17 protein-coding genes are annotated in these 16,033 nt (G+C 54.5%); 10 read left to right on the forward strand and 7 right to left on the reverse strand.

Annotated features, from left to right (window positions below; translation table 11 throughout):
• Positions 1-10: 10 nt before the first annotated feature.
• Positions 11-1,216, reverse strand: a complete 1,206-nt coding sequence (gene ydeE / locus N1249_RS10850) for an efflux MFS transporter YdeE (RefSeq protein WP_259837694.1) — start codon at positions 1,214-1,216, stop codon at positions 11-13.
• A 191-nt stretch (positions 1,217-1,407) separates the two neighbouring features.
• Here ydeE and eamA point away from each other — a divergent pair, with 191 nt between their 5' ends.
• Positions 1,408-2,307: an O-acetylserine/cysteine exporter gene (gene eamA / locus N1249_RS10855; protein ID WP_259837695.1), complete on the forward strand. Its 900-nt coding sequence runs from the start codon at positions 1,408-1,410 to the stop codon at positions 2,305-2,307.
• Between the two features lie 37 nt (positions 2,308-2,344).
• Here the strand turns inward: eamA and marB are convergent, their stop codons facing one another.
• Genes marB through marR form a run of 3 tightly spaced genes read right to left on the reverse strand, consistent with a single transcriptional unit; the run spans position 2,345 to position 3,443 of the window.
• Entirely contained in the window at positions 2,345-2,563 is a 219-nt protein-coding gene (gene marB / locus N1249_RS10860) for a multiple antibiotic resistance protein MarB (RefSeq protein ID WP_259837696.1), read from the reverse strand.
• Between the two features lie 45 nt (positions 2,564-2,608).
• Positions 2,609-2,989, reverse strand: a complete 381-nt coding sequence (gene marA, locus N1249_RS10865; protein WP_259838082.1) for an MDR efflux pump AcrAB transcriptional activator MarA — start codon at positions 2,987-2,989, stop codon at positions 2,609-2,611.
• Positions 2,990-3,008: 19 nt separating this feature from the next.
• Complete coding sequence (gene marR / locus N1249_RS10870; protein WP_014070273.1) at positions 3,009-3,443, reverse strand: multiple antibiotic resistance transcriptional regulator MarR; 435 nt, start codon at positions 3,441-3,443, stop codon at positions 3,009-3,011.
• A 256-nt stretch (positions 3,444-3,699) separates the two neighbouring features.
• Between marR and N1249_RS10875 the strand changes: the two genes are divergently transcribed.
• On the forward strand, positions 3,700-4,365 hold the full coding sequence (locus N1249_RS10875; RefSeq protein WP_182061085.1) for a MarC family NAAT transporter: 666 nt from the start codon (positions 3,700-3,702) through the stop codon (positions 4,363-4,365).
• Between the two features lie 87 nt (positions 4,366-4,452).
• Here the strand turns inward: N1249_RS10875 and N1249_RS10880 are convergent, their stop codons facing one another.
• A complete protein-coding gene (locus N1249_RS10880) occupies positions 4,453-5,649 on the reverse strand; it encodes a sugar transporter (RefSeq protein ID WP_259837697.1) in 1,197 nt (398 codons plus the stop codon).
• 175 nt (positions 5,650-5,824) lie between these two features.
• On the opposite strand from N1249_RS10880, the gene N1249_RS10885 reads away from it, so the two are divergent.
• Together N1249_RS10885 and N1249_RS10890 are read left to right on the forward strand one after the other, a co-directional pair.
• Complete coding sequence (locus N1249_RS10885; protein ID WP_259837699.1) at positions 5,825-6,613, forward strand: PhzF family phenazine biosynthesis protein; 789 nt, start codon at positions 5,825-5,827, stop codon at positions 6,611-6,613.
• Between the two features lie 27 nt (positions 6,614-6,640).
• Positions 6,641-7,432 carry a PhzF family phenazine biosynthesis protein gene (locus N1249_RS10890; protein ID WP_259837701.1) on the forward strand — a complete coding sequence of 264 codons (792 nt, stop codon included), beginning with the start codon at positions 6,641-6,643 and terminating at the stop codon, positions 7,430-7,432.
• Between the two features lie 36 nt (positions 7,433-7,468).
• Here N1249_RS10890 and N1249_RS10895 read toward each other — a convergent pair whose 3' ends face one another.
• Complete coding sequence (locus N1249_RS10895) at positions 7,469-8,413, reverse strand: L-lactate dehydrogenase (RefSeq protein ID WP_259837703.1); 945 nt, start codon at positions 8,411-8,413, stop codon at positions 7,469-7,471.
• A gap of 160 nt (positions 8,414-8,573) precedes the next feature.
• On the opposite strand from N1249_RS10895, the gene N1249_RS10900 reads away from it, so the two are divergent.
• Positions 8,574-9,056 carry a GNAT family N-acetyltransferase gene (locus N1249_RS10900; RefSeq protein ID WP_182061090.1) on the forward strand — a complete coding sequence of 161 codons (483 nt, stop codon included), beginning with the start codon at positions 8,574-8,576 and terminating at the stop codon, positions 9,054-9,056.
• Here N1249_RS10900 and ptrR read toward each other — a convergent pair.
• The gene (gene ptrR, locus N1249_RS10905) at positions 9,010-9,888 is read right to left on the reverse strand and encodes a putrescine utilization regulator PtrR (RefSeq protein WP_259837705.1); all 879 of its coding nucleotides are present in this window, start codon (positions 9,886-9,888) and stop codon (positions 9,010-9,012) included. The two genes, N1249_RS10900 and ptrR, sit on opposite strands and share 47 nt — an antisense overlap.
• Before the next feature lie 99 nt (positions 9,889-9,987).
• Here ptrR and sad point away from each other — a divergent pair, with 99 nt between their 5' ends.
• The 5 genes from sad (at position 9,988) to N1249_RS10930 (ending at position 16,010) form a co-directional block, all read left to right on the forward strand.
• Positions 9,988-11,376 (forward strand): succinate-semialdehyde dehydrogenase, encoded by a 1,389-nt coding sequence (sad, locus tag N1249_RS10910; protein WP_259837708.1) that lies wholly within the window; start codon positions 9,988-9,990, stop codon positions 11,374-11,376.
• Positions 11,377-11,515: 139 nt separating this feature from the next.
• Positions 11,516-13,105, forward strand: a complete 1,590-nt coding sequence (locus N1249_RS10915) for a methyl-accepting chemotaxis protein (RefSeq protein ID WP_259837710.1) — start codon at positions 11,516-11,518, stop codon at positions 13,103-13,105.
• 86 nt (positions 13,106-13,191) lie between these two features.
• Positions 13,192-14,094, forward strand: a complete 903-nt coding sequence (gene glsB, locus N1249_RS10920) for a glutaminase B (RefSeq protein ID WP_409193172.1) — start codon at positions 13,192-13,194, stop codon at positions 14,092-14,094.
• Positions 14,094-14,456, forward strand: coding sequence for a DUF4186 domain-containing protein (locus N1249_RS10925; protein WP_259837714.1), 363 nt, complete (start codon positions 14,094-14,096; stop codon positions 14,454-14,456). The genes glsB and N1249_RS10925 overlap by 1 nt, the downstream gene beginning before the upstream one ends.
• Positions 14,457-14,564: 108 nt before the next feature.
• Positions 14,565-16,010, forward strand: a complete 1,446-nt coding sequence (locus tag N1249_RS10930; RefSeq protein WP_259837716.1) for a sensor domain-containing diguanylate cyclase — start codon at positions 14,565-14,567, stop codon at positions 16,008-16,010.
• Positions 16,011-16,033 lie beyond the last annotated feature (23 nt).

Raw genomic sequence — 16,033 nt, forward strand, 5'->3', positions numbered from 1 at the left:
CGGGTGTCGGCTACGCCTTACCCGGCCTACAGGCTACCACGCTAGCGTCACTTTTCACGCTCATCCCGCGCAGGATCATCAGCCAGGCCACCACAATCGCCGCCATCATAATGGCAAACAGTGACCAGTGCGGCAGGTTAGTCAGGATAATACCGGTGATCATCGGGTTTGCCGCCGCGCCCAGCCAGCCCAGCGCTTGCGCTGAGAAATAGCTCGCCTTCATCCCTGGCGGGGCAATGTTATCAATCAGCATGTATTCACCGGGTGCATAAATAATCTCACCCAGCGTAAAGATCCCTGCGGCGATCCCCCAGTAAACAAGGTTCTCGCCAGAGAACATGAACCCGCCGAGACCGAGCACAAAAAAAAGTGTGCCAACCGCCATTAACGGGCGAATGTTCGCCGCCGACAGCTTGCGCCCGATGGCATATTGCAGCGTCACCACCACGGCGGCATTCACCGGTAATACTACCGCAACCACATTCTGCGCAAAATCGCTGTCGGCGTTAGCGGCCAGCACGTACTGGGAAATACAGGTAGCGAATGAACCGCCCACGTAGGAGGCGAGCAGGCCGGAAAGCGTATACCACATCAGCGCCCGGTCTTTCAGCAGGATTGAGGGTTGCCACGGCGTGGTCTCCTGCGGCGTGTCAGAGGCAATGCTTCTCTGGACGTAAAACTGAATAAAGACCAGCGGCAGCGCGGCGCAAATCGCAGCCAGCCAGAACGGCAGTTGCAGGCTGTACATCACAAGCCAGGTACCAATCGGCGGCCCGACAGTCCAGCCGATGTTGAGAAAACTGTAGTTCAGCGAGAACACGCGGGCCTTTTCGCTTGATGTCAGCACATCGGCAAACCAGGCTTTCAGCACCGTTGAGAAAACCGAGTAGGCGCAGTTGATAAGCGAGAAGAACAGCACCACCAGGGTGACGTTATCCACCAGCGGGATCGCCACAAAGCCCACAATAAAGGCCGTAATGGAGATCAACATGTAGCGTTTCTTATCGAATTTATCCGCCAGGATGCCAAATCCCATGCTGAACACCACGCCGATAGTCAGCGCCACGGTCAGTGCATAACCGATATTCTCCACGCTCATGTTATACATACGCGTCAGATAGATGGTCATAAACGGCAGCGTAGCCCCACGACCGATGGTTAATAACAATGACGATGCCAACAGCGCTGCGGTTGAGCGCCTGAGAGATGGTTTCATATTCCTGCCCGACATTAGCTTATGTTTTATTGTTGTGTCTTATCAGGATTATCACGCCATAAGGGGCTTGTATAGCACCTAATTTATCCGTAAGTGCTTCCACTGACTGCCAGAATTAATGATCTTTTCCTCCGTGCTTTTTTTCGTTACCTTGAATCTGTTTACAAAAATTTAATAATCAGGGGCAGGGTATGACGCGTAAAGACGGGCTACTGGCGTTGCTGGTAGTGGTAGTGTGGGGGCTAAATTTCGTTGTAATCAAAGTCGGTTTGCACAACATGCCGCCATTAATGCTGGCGGGGTTGCGCTTTCTGCTGGTGGCCTTCCCGGCAATCTTCTTTGTTGCCCGTCCTAAAATCCCGTTTACCTTATTGCTGGGTTACGGCCTGACCATCAGCTTTGGCCAGTTCGCCTTTCTGTTCTGCGCCATCAAATTCGGGATGCCCGCCGGGCTGGCATCGCTGGTGCTCCAGGCGCAGGCCTTCTTCACCATTATCCTCGGTGCCTTTGTCTTTGGCGAACGGTTGCAGGCCAAGCAGTTGGCGGGGATTACCCTTGCCGTGTTTGGCGTGCTGGTGCTGGTTGAGGCCAGCCTTAACGGGCAGCATGTGGCGTTGCTTGGTTTTATGCTGACCCTGGCGGCGGGGCTGAGCTGGGCCTGCGGTAATATTTTCAATAAGCTGATTATGCAGCACGAAGCACGACCGCCGGTGATGTCGCTGGTGGTCTGGAGTGCGCTGATCCCTGTCATTCCGTTTATGGTGGCGTCGGCTATTTTGGATGGCCCGGCCGTCATGCTGGATAGCCTGGTGAATATCGACCTGACCACGATTTTGTCGCTGGTCTACCTGGCCTTTGTGGCCACCATTATTGGTTATGGTATCTGGGGATCGTTACTTGGCCGCTACGAAACCTGGCGTGTGGCGCCGCTCTCTTTGCTGGTTCCGGTGGTCGGTATTGCCAGTGCCGCAGTGTTGCTGGGGGAGAAACTCAGTGCGTTGCAGCTGCTTGGTGCGGTGCTGATTATGGCGGGGCTGTATATCAATGTGTTTGGCTTGCGATTACGCCGGGCGACGCAGGTGAGAAATTAACGCTAAAAAAAGCCCCGCGTCAGCGGGGCAAAACGAATCAGTGGTCGCGCTGGTTGTAATACGGCACGCCTAATTCGTCGGATTTGTCGCTACCAGCACCCATGTGGTTGAAATCAAAAGGTGACTGGTTATTGGCAGAGGGCATGATCATCGCATCGCGATTGTTCTGCTGAGCTGCCTGTGGGGTTTGCTCCGCGAAGGTCTGGCTGGAGACAAGCACCAGCAAGGCGAGGGCGGCGGAGACGGTGAATTTCATGATTTCCTCGGTTACGTCTTAAAGGCGATGGTTAGCTTTATTCATTCAGCTGCAATGTTTCAGCGGAAACAGATAGCGGGATTCACCCGGCATACTGGTGATTCGGTACTTATGAGGCGGCACGTCGAAGTAGTTCTTAAACGTACGCGTTAAGGTCTGTTGCGATTCAAACCCATACCGCTCCGCCAGATAAAGGATCGGTTCATTGCTTTCTTTGAGCTTCTGGGCAATTTCCGTCAGCTTGCGGCTGCGAATGTATTGTCCTAATGAATGACCGGTCTCTTTTTTAAACATCCGTTGCAGGTGCCATTTTGAGTAACCTGAACGCTCTGACACTTTCTCAAGGGAGAGCGGCGATTCCAGGTTATCTTCGATCCAGTCCAAAATGCTATGAATAGTGATAGCGTCAGTATTGCGTCTGGACATCGTCATACCTCTTTCTGTATTACGGCAGTATTTTCTTAAGCAAGTGCTCAAGCGTTGCCACTTCATCCGCCGTTAAGTTTTTTGTTAGTTCCTGGTGCGTTGTTTGTCCTACTAATTGATGACATTGCTCACACATCGCCGCGCCGTCGCTGGTCAGTTTCACCAGTACGCCGCGTTTGTCATTCGGGTTAGGGCTTCGTTCTATCCATCCTTTGCAGACGAGTCGATCCAGCATTCGAGTCAGGGCACCGAGATCTACAGAGAGCACCTTTTTCAGCTCTACCGGCGTGATACACACTTCGCAGCGAATGGAACACAGCACTTTGAACTGTGTTGCGGTGATATCCAGCGGAGACAGGTATTCATTAAGCAGGCGATCTTTTTTCTGATTAACCATATGAATAAGACGACCCAGCGGAATAATTTCGTTAAAGAGATCACTGGTGCTTTTCACAATGGTTGCCCTGGCAAGTAGTTAGTCACGGCAGATATTATTGCTCAGGCAAGTATAAGTCAACTGAATGAATCAGCCGATGCCACGAATTGCTAAAACGTTTCATGAACTTTTTTTTGGGGCTTTCAAATCAAAAACATAACTGATAGTTATGATTCAGCAGCGAAAATAATCCTTACGTTGTGCCAATGGCTGAAACGGCCAGTTTCACCCTATAATTGCCGTGTTGAATTATGGATAAGGACGACGACGCACTATGTTGGATTTGATTAAAGCAATTAGTCTTGGGCTGGTGGTCTTGCTGCCGCTGGCTAACCCGTTGACGACGGTTGCGCTGTTTTTAGGGCTGGCAGGGAATATGAACAGTGCAGAGCGCAATCATCAGTCGATGATGGCTTCTGTATACGTTTTTGCGATCATGATGGTTGCGTATTACGCCGGACAACTGGTGATGAACACCTTCGGGATCTCGATTCCGGGTCTGCGTATTGCGGGTGGGCTGATTGTTGCGTTTATCGGTTTTCGGATGCTGTTCCCGGCGCAAAAAGCGCATGAGTCGCCGGAAGCTAAAAGTAAATCCGAGGAGCTGGAAACGGAACCTTCCGCCAACATTGCCTTTGTCCCTTTAGCGATGCCAAGCACCGCCGGGCCAGGGACGATAGCCATGATCATCAGTTCTGCCTCAACGGTGCGTGACGGCGCTACTTTCCCGGACTGGGTTATCACTGTGGCACCGCCAATCATCTTTGCGCTTATCGGGATTATTGTGTGGGGTTCTTTGCGCAGTTCTGGCGCGATTATGCGTTGGGTGGGCAAGGGCGGTATTGAAGCTATTTCTCGTCTGATGGGCTTCCTGCTGGTCTGTATGGGCGTGCAGTTTATTATTAACGGCGTGCTGGAAATTATTAAGACCTATCATTGATGTTTTGCCCGGCGGCGGGTTGCTTGCACGGGCCTACGGGTTTTGTAGGCCGGGTAAGGCGAAGCCGCCACCCGGCACAAACAAATGTCACCCATGCTGGCCTTGTTCTTCCATCGCCACCGGCCATTTGCGGAAAATCAAAACCGACCAGATAAACGCCGCCAGCGCCGGGATTGCGCCAATATAACCAATCGACGCCATCGAAAAGTGCAGGCTTATCTGATTGCCCACCAGCGCACCTGCACCGATCCCAATGTTAAATATCCCGGAGAAAAGCGCCATGGCCACGTCGGTGGCGTCGGGCGCAAGCGCCAGAACTTTAACCTGCATTCCCAGACCGATAATCATGATCGCCACGCCCCAGAAAATGCTCAGTACGGCAAGATGCATTTCGCTGTCTGCCGCGGGCATCAGCAGAAGCAGGCACGCCAGCAGCAGCCCAATGGCACTGCTCACCAGCAGCGACGCGTGCTGATTACCCAGTTTCCCGAACAGCACGCTACCGATGATGCCTGCGCCCCCCAGGATCAGCAGTAACACGGTGGCAAAGTTTGCACTAAAACCGGCCACGGTCTGCACAAACGGTTCGATATAGCTGTAGGCCGTATAGTGTGCCGTTACCACCACCACGGTGAGCAAATAGATACTCATCAGCGCAGGACGGCGGAACAGCAGCGGCAGGCTTTTCAGTGAACCCGAGTGTTCGCTTGGCATTTTTGGCAGCAGTTTGATCAGGCACAGCAGCGTAACCAGGGCGCCTACGCCAATGGCGAAGAAGGTGGTTCGCCAGCCAAAGTATTGCCCCACCACACGGCCAATCGGCAAGCCTAAAACCATCGCCAGCGCGGTACCGGTTGCGATCAGGCTTAACGCCTGGGCGCGCTTACCGGCAGGGGCGAGTCGGATGGCTAACGAGGCGGTGATTGACCAGAAGACCGCGTGGGCAAAGGCAATCCCGATGCGGCTTATCACCAGCACGGTAAAGTTCCAGGCCATAAACGACAGCACGTGGCTGGCGATAAATAAGGCGAACAACCCAATCAGCAGTTTGCGCCGCTCCATCTGGCTGGTCAGCAGCATAAACGGCAGCGACATCATGCCTACCACCCAGGCGTAAATGGTTAGCATGATGCCAACCTGAGCGGTTTCCATCTGGAAACTCTCCGCGATGTCGGACAACAGCCCAACGGGGACAAATTCAGTGGTATTAAAGATAAACGCTGCGATGGCAAGCGTGACCACACGTAGCCACGCGACTTTGCGGGAAACTGTGTTTGTTGTCATAGGGATGTCTGGGACCGTTGCCTGGAGGATGTGACGGGGATCTTAAAGTGTTAAACGGCTAAAACTCAATCATTATGTGACTCAGTTCTCAAAATTTACCTTATGACAGCGGTAGCGACGGCGGGTGTTTTCATTGAATATAAGGAACAGCACAACAAAAACAGGGGGTAAGACAATGCAGGAGATTGATTTTTATCTGGTTGATGCGTTCAGCGATACCGCGTTTGGGGGCAATCCGGCGGCAGTCTGCCCGTTAAAGGAGTGGCTGCCGGATGAGACGTTACTCAAAATGGCGCAGCAGCATAACCAGTCGGAAACCGCGTTTTTTGTGTGCAGCAAGGGCGGCATCGAACTTCGCTGGTTCACCACCGTAACGGAGGTCAATCTCTGTGGTCATGCAACGCTCGCCAGCGCATATGTCTTGTTTAACGAACTGGGTTACCCCGATTCACGTATTCATTTTGATACCGCCTCTGGCCGGCTGACCGTCAGCCGCGACGGTGACTGGATGACGCTGGATTTCCCGGCCTGCCCAACCGAAGCACAAACTCCGCCGCCAGAGTTGCTTTCGGCGCTTGGGATAAGCCACTATGTTGAAGCGCGCAAAGGCCGGGCCTGGGTCATTGTGCTGGAAAACCAACAGCAGGTGGAAGCGGTCGCACCGGACATCTCAGCGATGACGCCAGGTGAACATAAGGTGGCCGTTACCGCACGCGGCAACGGGCAATACGATTTTGTCAGCCGCTTTTTCTCGCCGGGCGTTGCCGTCTGGGAAGATCCAGTCACCGGCTCATCGCACACCATGCTTATCCCGTACTGGAGCGAGAGGCTGGGGAAAACCTCACTGTTCGCCCGCCAGATATCAGCCCGCGGCGGTGATGTCCGCTGTGAGCTGAACGGGCAACGCGTACTGATGGGCGGCCAGGCGTCGCTCTATCTGAAAGGCACCGTATTTTTGCGCTAAGAACATATAACAACAGGGGAAGAGACAATGCAGGAAATTGATTTTTATCTGGTAGATGCCTTTAGTGACACCTCCTTTGGCGGCAACGCAGCAGCCGTTTGCCCGCTGGAAGCGTGGTTGCCGGACGAAACGCTGCTCAGGATGGCGCAACAACACAACCAGTCGGAAACCGCGTTCTTTGTGCACACGGATGACGGATTCGAACTGCGCTGGTTCACCACGCTGGACGAGATTAACCTCTGTGGGCACGCCACGCTGGCGGCCGCCCATGTCATTTTTGAATATCTCAACTATCCGCATACGGAAATAAAATTCTCCACCCGTTTTGTTGGCAACCTGACGGTAAAACGTCACGGTGACTGGCTGACACTGAACTTCCCGGCATGGTCTACGGAGGTGGTAGACAACCCACCGGCGTTACTCCTCAGCGCGCTGGGTATCAGCAGTGCAAAAGAGGTGCGTGTAGGGCGTGATTACATGGTGGTGCTGGAAAACCAGCAGCAGGTGGAGTCCTTGACGCCGGATATCCCGGCGATGATCCCGCTGGATAAAATGGTCTGCATCACCGCGCCGGGTGACCAGTATGATTTTGTCAGCCGTTTCTTCTGCCCGGGAGAAGGGGTGCCGGAAGATCCGGTGACCGGTTCAGCGCACAGCATGTTAATCCCGTACTGGAGCGAGAAACTGGGCAAAACCCAGTTAAACGCCCGCCAGGTATCCCGGCGGGGCGGGGATTTGCGCTGCGAATTGCAGGGCGATCGTGTGTTGATTGGCGGACAGGCCACGCTGTATCTGAAAGGCCGTATTTATCTGCGCTAACTGAGTGATGCTCCGCCCGTCATCCCTGTTTTCTGGTCAGGGCAGACGGGCGATATTGTTTTTAATCACCTCAACAGAGTGGCGGAATTTGGCCTGTTCTTCTTCCGCCAGCTGCAATTCAATAATCTGCTGCACGCCGCCCTGTGCCAGCACCGCAGGCACGCCAATCGCCACACCGTCTACGCCATACTCTCCATCCAGAATGCAGGAGATCGCCAGCGCGCGGTGGCTGCCGGTAAAAATGTTGCGGCAAATCTCGGCAATGGTCCCGGCGATCCCGTATTCCGTGCATCCCTTGCGGTTGTAAATCTCAAACCCCAGCTTGCGGACTTTTTCCGCCAGTTGCTCTTTATCGAGCGCTTTCCCGGTATGACGCTGGTAGACCCCGGCAATGGGGGAACCGTAAACCGACGAGTGCGACCAGACCGGGAACTGGGTATCCCCATGTTCGCCAAGGATAAAGGCATCAATACTTTGCGCCCCGATATCCAGCTCCTGCGCCAGTGTGCGGCGAAGACGGGTGGTATCCAGCCACACGCCGGTGCCGATAACCTGGTTGCGCGGCAGGCCAGACAGCTTCCACACCTGCCAGGTAATGATGTCGCATGGATTGGTGGCAATCAGGAAAATGCCCTTAAAGCCGTTTTCCATCATCTGCGGGACAATGCTTTTCACAATACGCGCGGTACTGCTCAGTTCATCAAGACGGGTTTGCCCCGGTTTCAGCGCACCGCCCGAAACGGTGATCACCGCGATATCGACATCGGCACACTCGCTGGCATCACGGGTTGAAATCGTCATCATCCCCGGCATATAGGCGGCTGCATCGCTGAGATCCTGCGCATGGCCCTGAGCCCGCTCGCGGTTCAAGTCGACGAGGATCAGCTCTTCACAAATGTTCTGGTTGAGCAGGGCATAGGCTGCGGAGGCACCCACGTTTCCTGCACCAATAATCATCACTTTCCGGGCTTTGGTATTCATTCGTATTCCACTGTGATTTAACGGCTTCTGTACACAAAATTACTGCCGGACGGGGTGGCGTGCAACAGGTGAAGAGACGCATAAGTTAATCCTATGAAGCACCCTTAAGTGGCTGGGCTATTTTGAAATAAAGATGAAATAAAAAGATAAGGAACCGGCTATGTACTCTATTACCTCTGAATCGTCACACCATCCTGACATCATCAATCTGATTGCGGCGCTTGATCGTTATCAGAGCGAACTCTATCCGGCGGAGAGCAACCATCTGCTTGATTTATCAGAACTGACTGAAGAAAACCTGATCCTGATGGTCATTCGCGACCAGCAGCTGACGGCCGTGGGGTGCGGTGCGGTGGTGCTCAACGGTGACGGCACCGGCGAAATGAAACGGGTGTACATTGATCCAACCCATCGTGGGCAACATCTTGGGGAAACGCTGCTGGCCGCGCTGGAAGATGAGGCGTTAAGCCGCCACTGCCATACCGTGCGGCTGGAAACGGGGATCAAACAACATGCGGCGGTGCGGCTTTATGAGCGCTGCGGCTACGAAATGCGCCCGCCGTTTGCCCCTTATACTGCCGATCCCCTGAGCCTGTTTATGGAGAAGGCGCTGGTGGTTGACGTTCGTTTAGCAGCGCTATAAACGCCTCCAGCTGGCGGGTCATTGCGCCGCGCCGCCACACCAGCCAGGTGGTGAGCCAGCGCCAGTTTTCCGCCAGCGGCCATGCCTCAACCTGATGATGTCCCGGCATACTTTCCAGCATTGAACGGGGCATCAGTGCAATACCTGCGCCAGCGATAACGCAGGCCAGCATCCCGTGATAGGACTCCATCTCATGAATACGCCCGGGCATCGCCCGGTCGGCATGGAACCAGCTTTCCAGATGCCGTCTGTAAGAGCAGTTGGCGCGAAATGCATACACATCACGGCCGCTCACCTCGGTGGCCCGCGACACCTCAGGATGACCCGCCGCGGCAACCAGCATCATCTCTTCCCGGTATACCGGCATTCCTTCCAGCTCAGGGTGCGATAGCGGTCCGTCGACAAAGGCGGCGCTCAGCGTGCCCTCCAGAACACCGTCAATCATGGTCCCGGATGGCCCGGTAGAGAGGGCAAACTGAATGCGCGGGTAGCGCTGGTTAAACTGGGCCAGACTTTCCGGGATGCGCACGGCGGCGGTGCTTTCCAGCGCGCCAAGCGCAAATAATCCCTGAGGCTCATCGCCCGCCACGACCATGCGCGCTTCGTCAACCAGCGCCAGGATCTGCTTACTGTATCGCAGGAAGTTATGCCCCGCGGGGGAAAGCCGCAGGCGCTGGCTCTCACGAATAAACAGCTCAACGCCCAGATCCGCTTCAAGCTGACGGATACGGGTGGTGAGGTTAGACGGTACGCGATGCACCTTTTGCGCGGCCTGGGTAATGCTGCCGGTCTGCGCAACGGCGTTAAACATTTCAAGCTGAGTTAAGTCCATGCCATTCTCGATTCGTGAATAAGGTGGTTAGTATTATTCATTTTTAAGAAATAGCAGAGTGGGCCACAATGAATCAACTGTTATTGCATGGAGATAATCATGACTCATTCACCTGCCACACATGCGCTGTCTGTTAATCCGGCCACCGGCGAAACCCTGGCGGCTTATCCGTGGGCATCGCAAGATGACGTTGACCAGGCGATTGCGCTGGCTGACGCTGGTTTCCGTCAATGGCGCACCGAAACGGTCGCGCACCGTGCGCAAAAACTGCGTGACTTAGGTGCAGCACTTCGCCAGCGCGCCGAAGAGATGGCGCAAATGATGTCCCGCGAGATGGGTAAGCCGATTGCTCAGGCTCGCGGTGAAGTGACCAAATCAGCCAACCTTTGCGACTGGTACGCCGAACATGGCCCGGCAATGCTGAAAGCGGAAGCCACTCAGGTAGAAAACCATAACGCGGTCATTGAATATCGTCCGCTGGGGCCGATCCTGGCCGTGATGCCGTGGAACTTCCCGCTCTGGCAGGTTCTGCGGGGAGCGGTACCCATTCTGCTTGCCGGTAACAGCTATCTGCTGAAACACGCCCCGAACGTGCTCGGCTCGGCTTCGCTTATTGGCGACATTTTTGCCGATGCCCGCTTCCCGCAGGGGGTGTTTGGCTGGGTTAATGCCACCAATGAGGGGGTAAGCCAGGCGATTAACGATCGTCGTATTGCGGCCGTAACCGTAACCGGCAGCGTGCGTGCCGGGGCGGCGATTGGTGCGCAGGCAGGGGCGGCCCTGAAAAAATGCGTGCTGGAGCTGGGGGGATCGGATCCCTTTATTGTCCTGAACGACGCGGATATGGATCTGGCGGTGAAAGCGGCGGTGGCCGGGCGGTATCAAAATACCGGACAGGTGTGCGCGGCGGCGAAGCGCTTTATCGTGGAAGAGGGCATTGCCGATGCCTTTACCCAACGTTTTGTTGCAGCCACGGCTGCGCTGAAGATGGGCGCACCAGATCAAGACGAAAACTATGTCGGCCCGATGGCGCGTTACGATCTGCGTGATGAGCTGCATCAGCAGGTTCTGGCCTCCCTTGCCGAAGGCGCAACGCTTCTGCTGGGCGGTGAGAAAATCGCGGGTGAGGGTAACTATTACGCTCCGACGGTACTGGGCAATGTTACCCCTGAAATGACCGCGTTTCGTCAGGAGCTGTTTGGCCCGGTGGCCGCCATTACGGTGGCGAAAGATGCTGCTCATGCCCTGGCGCTCGCCAACGACAGCGACTTTGGTTTGTCTGCGACGGTATTTACCAAAAGCGATGCACTGGCTGAAACATTCTCCCGTGAGCTGGAGTGCGGCGGCGTGTTTATCAATGGCTATAGCGCCAGCGATGCCCGCGTGGCCTTTGGTGGCGTGAAGAAAAGCGGTTTCGGGCGTGAGCTTTCTCACTTCGGTTTGCACGAGTTTTGTAATGTGCAGACGGTGTGGAAGGATCGCGTCTAATTTAATCAATACTTTATCAAGCCGGGCAGGTATTATCGCCGCCCGGTAATTCCTGCCCTCTGTCATTTTTCTGCAATGGTTCTGTCATTTTCGTTTCGTAGACTCCTTCGCGTCTAAGGTATTGTTACAGAAGAAAATTATGAACCTAACGCAAATTTTTCGCCGTATTGCGCAGCGCATCATTCCACGTCAGTTTGGATTGCTGGCCGGCATCTTTTGTATTATTGGGCTTTTCTCCGCACTGCAACTCTCCTCTTCATTCCTGCTTACCGCCTCTCTTCGCGAGGCGCAGCGTAACGAACAGCATAATCAGCTGGCCTGGCAGCAACAGGGAAAGCTGGATCAGGCGCGCGTGTCGTTGCTGGCCGCCAGCGATTTGCTGAACCGCTCGGGCGTGTACTTTATGCAGGATAAAGAGACGGGCTCAGACGGCAGCTGGCACAGCCTGATGGATGAAGCGCAAAAGGCGCTCGATGCATCCCAGCAGGCGTGGAAAGCATGGCTGGCGTTAAACCCGCCGAAAGATGAGGCGCTGGTGAACAGCTATCAGCTTTTCTACGGCGCCATCAAAGAGCAGGCCGAAGGGCTTATCAAAACCAATTCCATCGATGCCTTTTTCGCGGTGCCTGCGCAGGCCTTTCAGACCGATTTCAACGATAACTATGCCCGCTACCAGCAGATAAGCGAAAAGCAGGCCACAGAGGGGCGACAATCCTTAATGGAGCGCCTGTCCGGGTTACAAACGTTGTTCCTGTTTGCCCCGCTGGTGCTGCTGGCAATTGTTATTGTGGTCTGGTTTGGCATGGCGAAGTGGGTCATTACCCCGCTGCGTCGTCTGATTGGCCATATTAATCAGCTTGCGGCGGGAGACTTGTCTGCCAGTCCGCCGGGTGTGACACGCTTTAACCGTGAAATAGGGCAACTGGGCGACAGCATTTTCACCATGCAGCAGGGATTACAGCAGCTGGTCACCCAGGTGAGTGAGGCTACCACCTCAATGGTTGAGAATATTGGTTCGCTTGCGCAGGGTAATCAGAAGCTGTATCAGCAGTCGGCTCGCCAGGCAAAAGAGCTGGAAGAGGTGACGGCGCATATTGCCTCGCTGGAAACCCATGTCGAGGGCAATACAGGTTATGCGAAGCTTGCCAGTTCACGGGCTGACGAAGCGCGGGAAGCGGCAGCCGGCGGCGACCAGATGATGTCCACGGTCAACGCCTCAATGCAGGCGATCGTTGAACGATCGTCAGAAATGCGCGGGATCGTCTCCATGATCGACAACGTGGCGTTTCAGACAAACATTCTGGCGCTGAATGCGGCCATAGAGGCGGCTCATGCGGGTAATCAGGGGCGGGGCTTTGCTGTGGTGGCCAGAGAAGTGGGATTACTCGCGCGTAAAAGCAGCCATTCGACCCAAACAATTCAGGAGCTGATTAACCACTCCTTGCAGGGGATAGAAGACGGTTCTAAAGCAGTGACCCGTCTTGAGGATAATCTGCAGCAGGTGACCGGGCTGGTGGGGAATTTAAGCAGTTTGCTGAATGATATCTCGGCGGCCACCATGAGCCAGGGGGAGAGTATTCATCTGATGACCCGTCAGCTTCAGGCGCTGAACCAGGTTTCACGTCAGACGGATGTGCTGGTGTCTGATGCGTCACAGGCTTCCGATCGTTTGCATCAGGAATCCGACATTTTACTCCAGGCGGTATCGCGTTTTCGTCTTCCTGCCTGACGCGATTGATAAGCCTCTGTTATACTCGCAGCCCGTTTTAGCCTGAGGGCAAGGAGCAAAGTGTGGCTGCGGTCATCCATAATGAGATGCTGGAAGAGATTCTGGCGCAGGTTCGTCCATTGCTGGGCCAAGGAAAGGTTGCCGACTATATTCCGGCGCTGGCATCGGTCAGCGGCAATAAACTCGGCATCGCTATTTGTACAGTGGATGGACAGCGCTATCAGGCCGGAGACGCCACAGAACGCTTCTCTATCCAGTCGATTTCGAAAGTGCTGAGTCTGGTGGCGGCAATGCGCCAGTACGACGAAGAGGAGATCTGGCAGCGCGTGGGTAAGGATCCGTCCGGACAGCCCTTTAACTCACTGCTTCAGCTGGAAATTGAACACGGCAAACCGCGTAACCCCTTTATCAATGCCGGGGCGCTGGTGGTGTGCGATATGCTGCAAAGCCGCCTGAGCGCGCCGCGTCAGCGAATGCTCGAAATTGTCCGTTTGCTCTGTGGTGTGCAGGATATTACCTACGATCCCGTTGTGGCCCGCTCTGAGTTTGAGCACTCTGCCCGCAACGCCGCCATTGCCTGGCTGATGAAATCCTTCGGCAATTTCCATAATGATGTTGCAACGGTTCTGCAAAATTACTTTCATTATTGTGCGTTGAAAATGAGCTGTGTCGAACTGGCCCAGACGTTTTTGTTCCTGGCACATCAGGGATACGCATCGCATCTGTCTCAGGAAGTGGTTTCGCCAATGCAGGCGCGTCAGATTAACGCCTTGATGGCGACCAGCGGTATGTACCAGAACGCAGGGGAATTCGCCTGGCGCGTTGGCCTGCCGGCAAAATCCGGTGTGGGCGGTGGCGTAGTAGCGATAGTGCCGCATGAGATGGCGATTGCCGTCTGGAGCCCGGAGCTGGATGAAACGGGTAACTCGCTGGCGGGCGTGGCGGTACTGGAGCAACTCACGCAGCGACTGGGGCGTTCCGTGTACTGATGTCGACACTGGATCCGTTATTCACCCGGCTGGCGCGTTCCACATTTCGTTCGCGCTTTCGCCTGGGGCCTAAAGATCGGCAATATTGCTGGGATAAAGGTGCTGACACCATTGACCAGCACGCCGCGGACTTTGTTGCTAAACGACTGGCGCCCGCTTATCCGGCAAATGACGGAAAACAAACGCCCATGCGCGGTCATCCGGTGTTTATCGCGCAACATGCAACCGCAACCTGTTGTCGGGGGTGCCTGGAAAAATGGCACCATATTCCGCAGGGCGTAGTACTTAATGCAGAGCAACAACAATATATTGTCGGCGTAATTCATCACTGGCTGGTATTGCAGATGAACCCCCAAAATTGACGAGTTATTATCCGGTTCTATATGTGCTATAGATGGATGTTAGGTTATTCCCGTTCATGCTGAAGACCACAAATAATTGCGACAGGCAATTATATGGATTGATATTTAATGTCCTCTGCAACCGCATCGTTCAAGCTTTTTCGTCCAGATAGCCCTCTGCGAAATGCGGTGGGAATATTCGTACTCACCACGTTGTTTTATTTTGTGGGGGCAGAGTTACGCCTGGTGGAAGCGTTATCTCTCTTCTGGCCGCTGAATGGCGTGATGGCGGGGGTATTTGCCCGTTACGTGTATCTTAATCGTCTGCATTATTACGCGGTGTCGTATGTCGCCATGCTGATGTACGACGCGGTCACCACCAGTTGGGGGATCGCGTCGGTGGTGATCAACCTGTCGAATATGGTCTTTATTGTGATCGTGGCCTTGCTGGTCCTGCGTGACAAGCGGCTGCTGAAGGGCAGACCCGACCCGATTAATGCCCTGCGATTGTTTAACTACTGCCTGATTGCGGCCGTGTTCTGCGCATTGTTGGGGGCGTTTGGTTCGGTCGGGATTGACAGCAAAACCTTCTGGCCACTGTTTGCTGACTGGTTTAGCGAGCAGTTTTCAACCGGGGTGTTGATTGTGCCTTGTATGCTGACGGTGAAAATGCCGCAGCGGTTTATCCCGTCCTGGCCCGCACCGGAAAAATGTTTACCGGTGCTGGCGCTGATCGTTTCGGTTGTGGCATCGGTTGTCATCGGCGGTGCCGGTAGCCTGGCTTTTCCGCTGCCTGCGCTTATCTGGTGTGCAGTGCGCTATTCGTTGCCTGCAACCTGCCTGCTGACCTTCCTGACGGGGGCCGTCGAAGTGATCCTGGTAGCAAACTCAATTATCAATATTGCCGTTGCAACGCCACTTTCCACGCCACTGATGTTCTCGGCACGCCTTGGTATCGCGACGATGGCTATCTGCCCGGTGATGGTTTCTGTCAGCGTGGCGGCTATTAATTCGTTGATTAAACAAGTTTCGCTACGTGCCGATTTCGATTTTCTGACCCATGTCTATTCCCGTTCGGGCCTGTATGAAGCGCTTAAGCGGGAAGAGACCCATCGCCATCCTCGTTACCTGACGGTGATGCTGCTGGATATCGATTACTTCAAGAGCATTAACGATAACTACGGTCATGAGTGCGGAGACAGGGTACTGGCGACCTTTGCCCAGAAAGTGCAAAAGGTCGTGGGTGAAGAAGGAATAGTGGCGCGCATGGGCGGCGAAGAGTTCGCGGTTGTGGTGAATTCCGGCGATGCCCGTAAAGGAGTTGAACTGGCCGAACGTATTAGAGTTTCGATAGCAAACCATCCGTTTGTCTGGCGGCAACAAACGCTGTTTATTACTGTGAGCATCGGTCTGGGGAGCGGTAAGTCGGAATCCTGGCAGCTGACAGAGGTCTTTACCCGACTGATGGCCGAGGCGGACGATTATCTGTATCGTTCGAAAAAAGCAGGGCGAAATCGTACCAGTGCACGTTTGTCAGACGATTTGATCGTGGCAGAACCTGAGAGTGGAACATAACCGGTGTAAGCGTAACCACATTA

The sequence above is a fragment of the Enterobacter sp. CP102 genome (assembly GCF_025152625.1).
GTDB lineage: Bacteria > Pseudomonadota > Gammaproteobacteria > Enterobacterales > Enterobacteriaceae > Enterobacter > Enterobacter soli.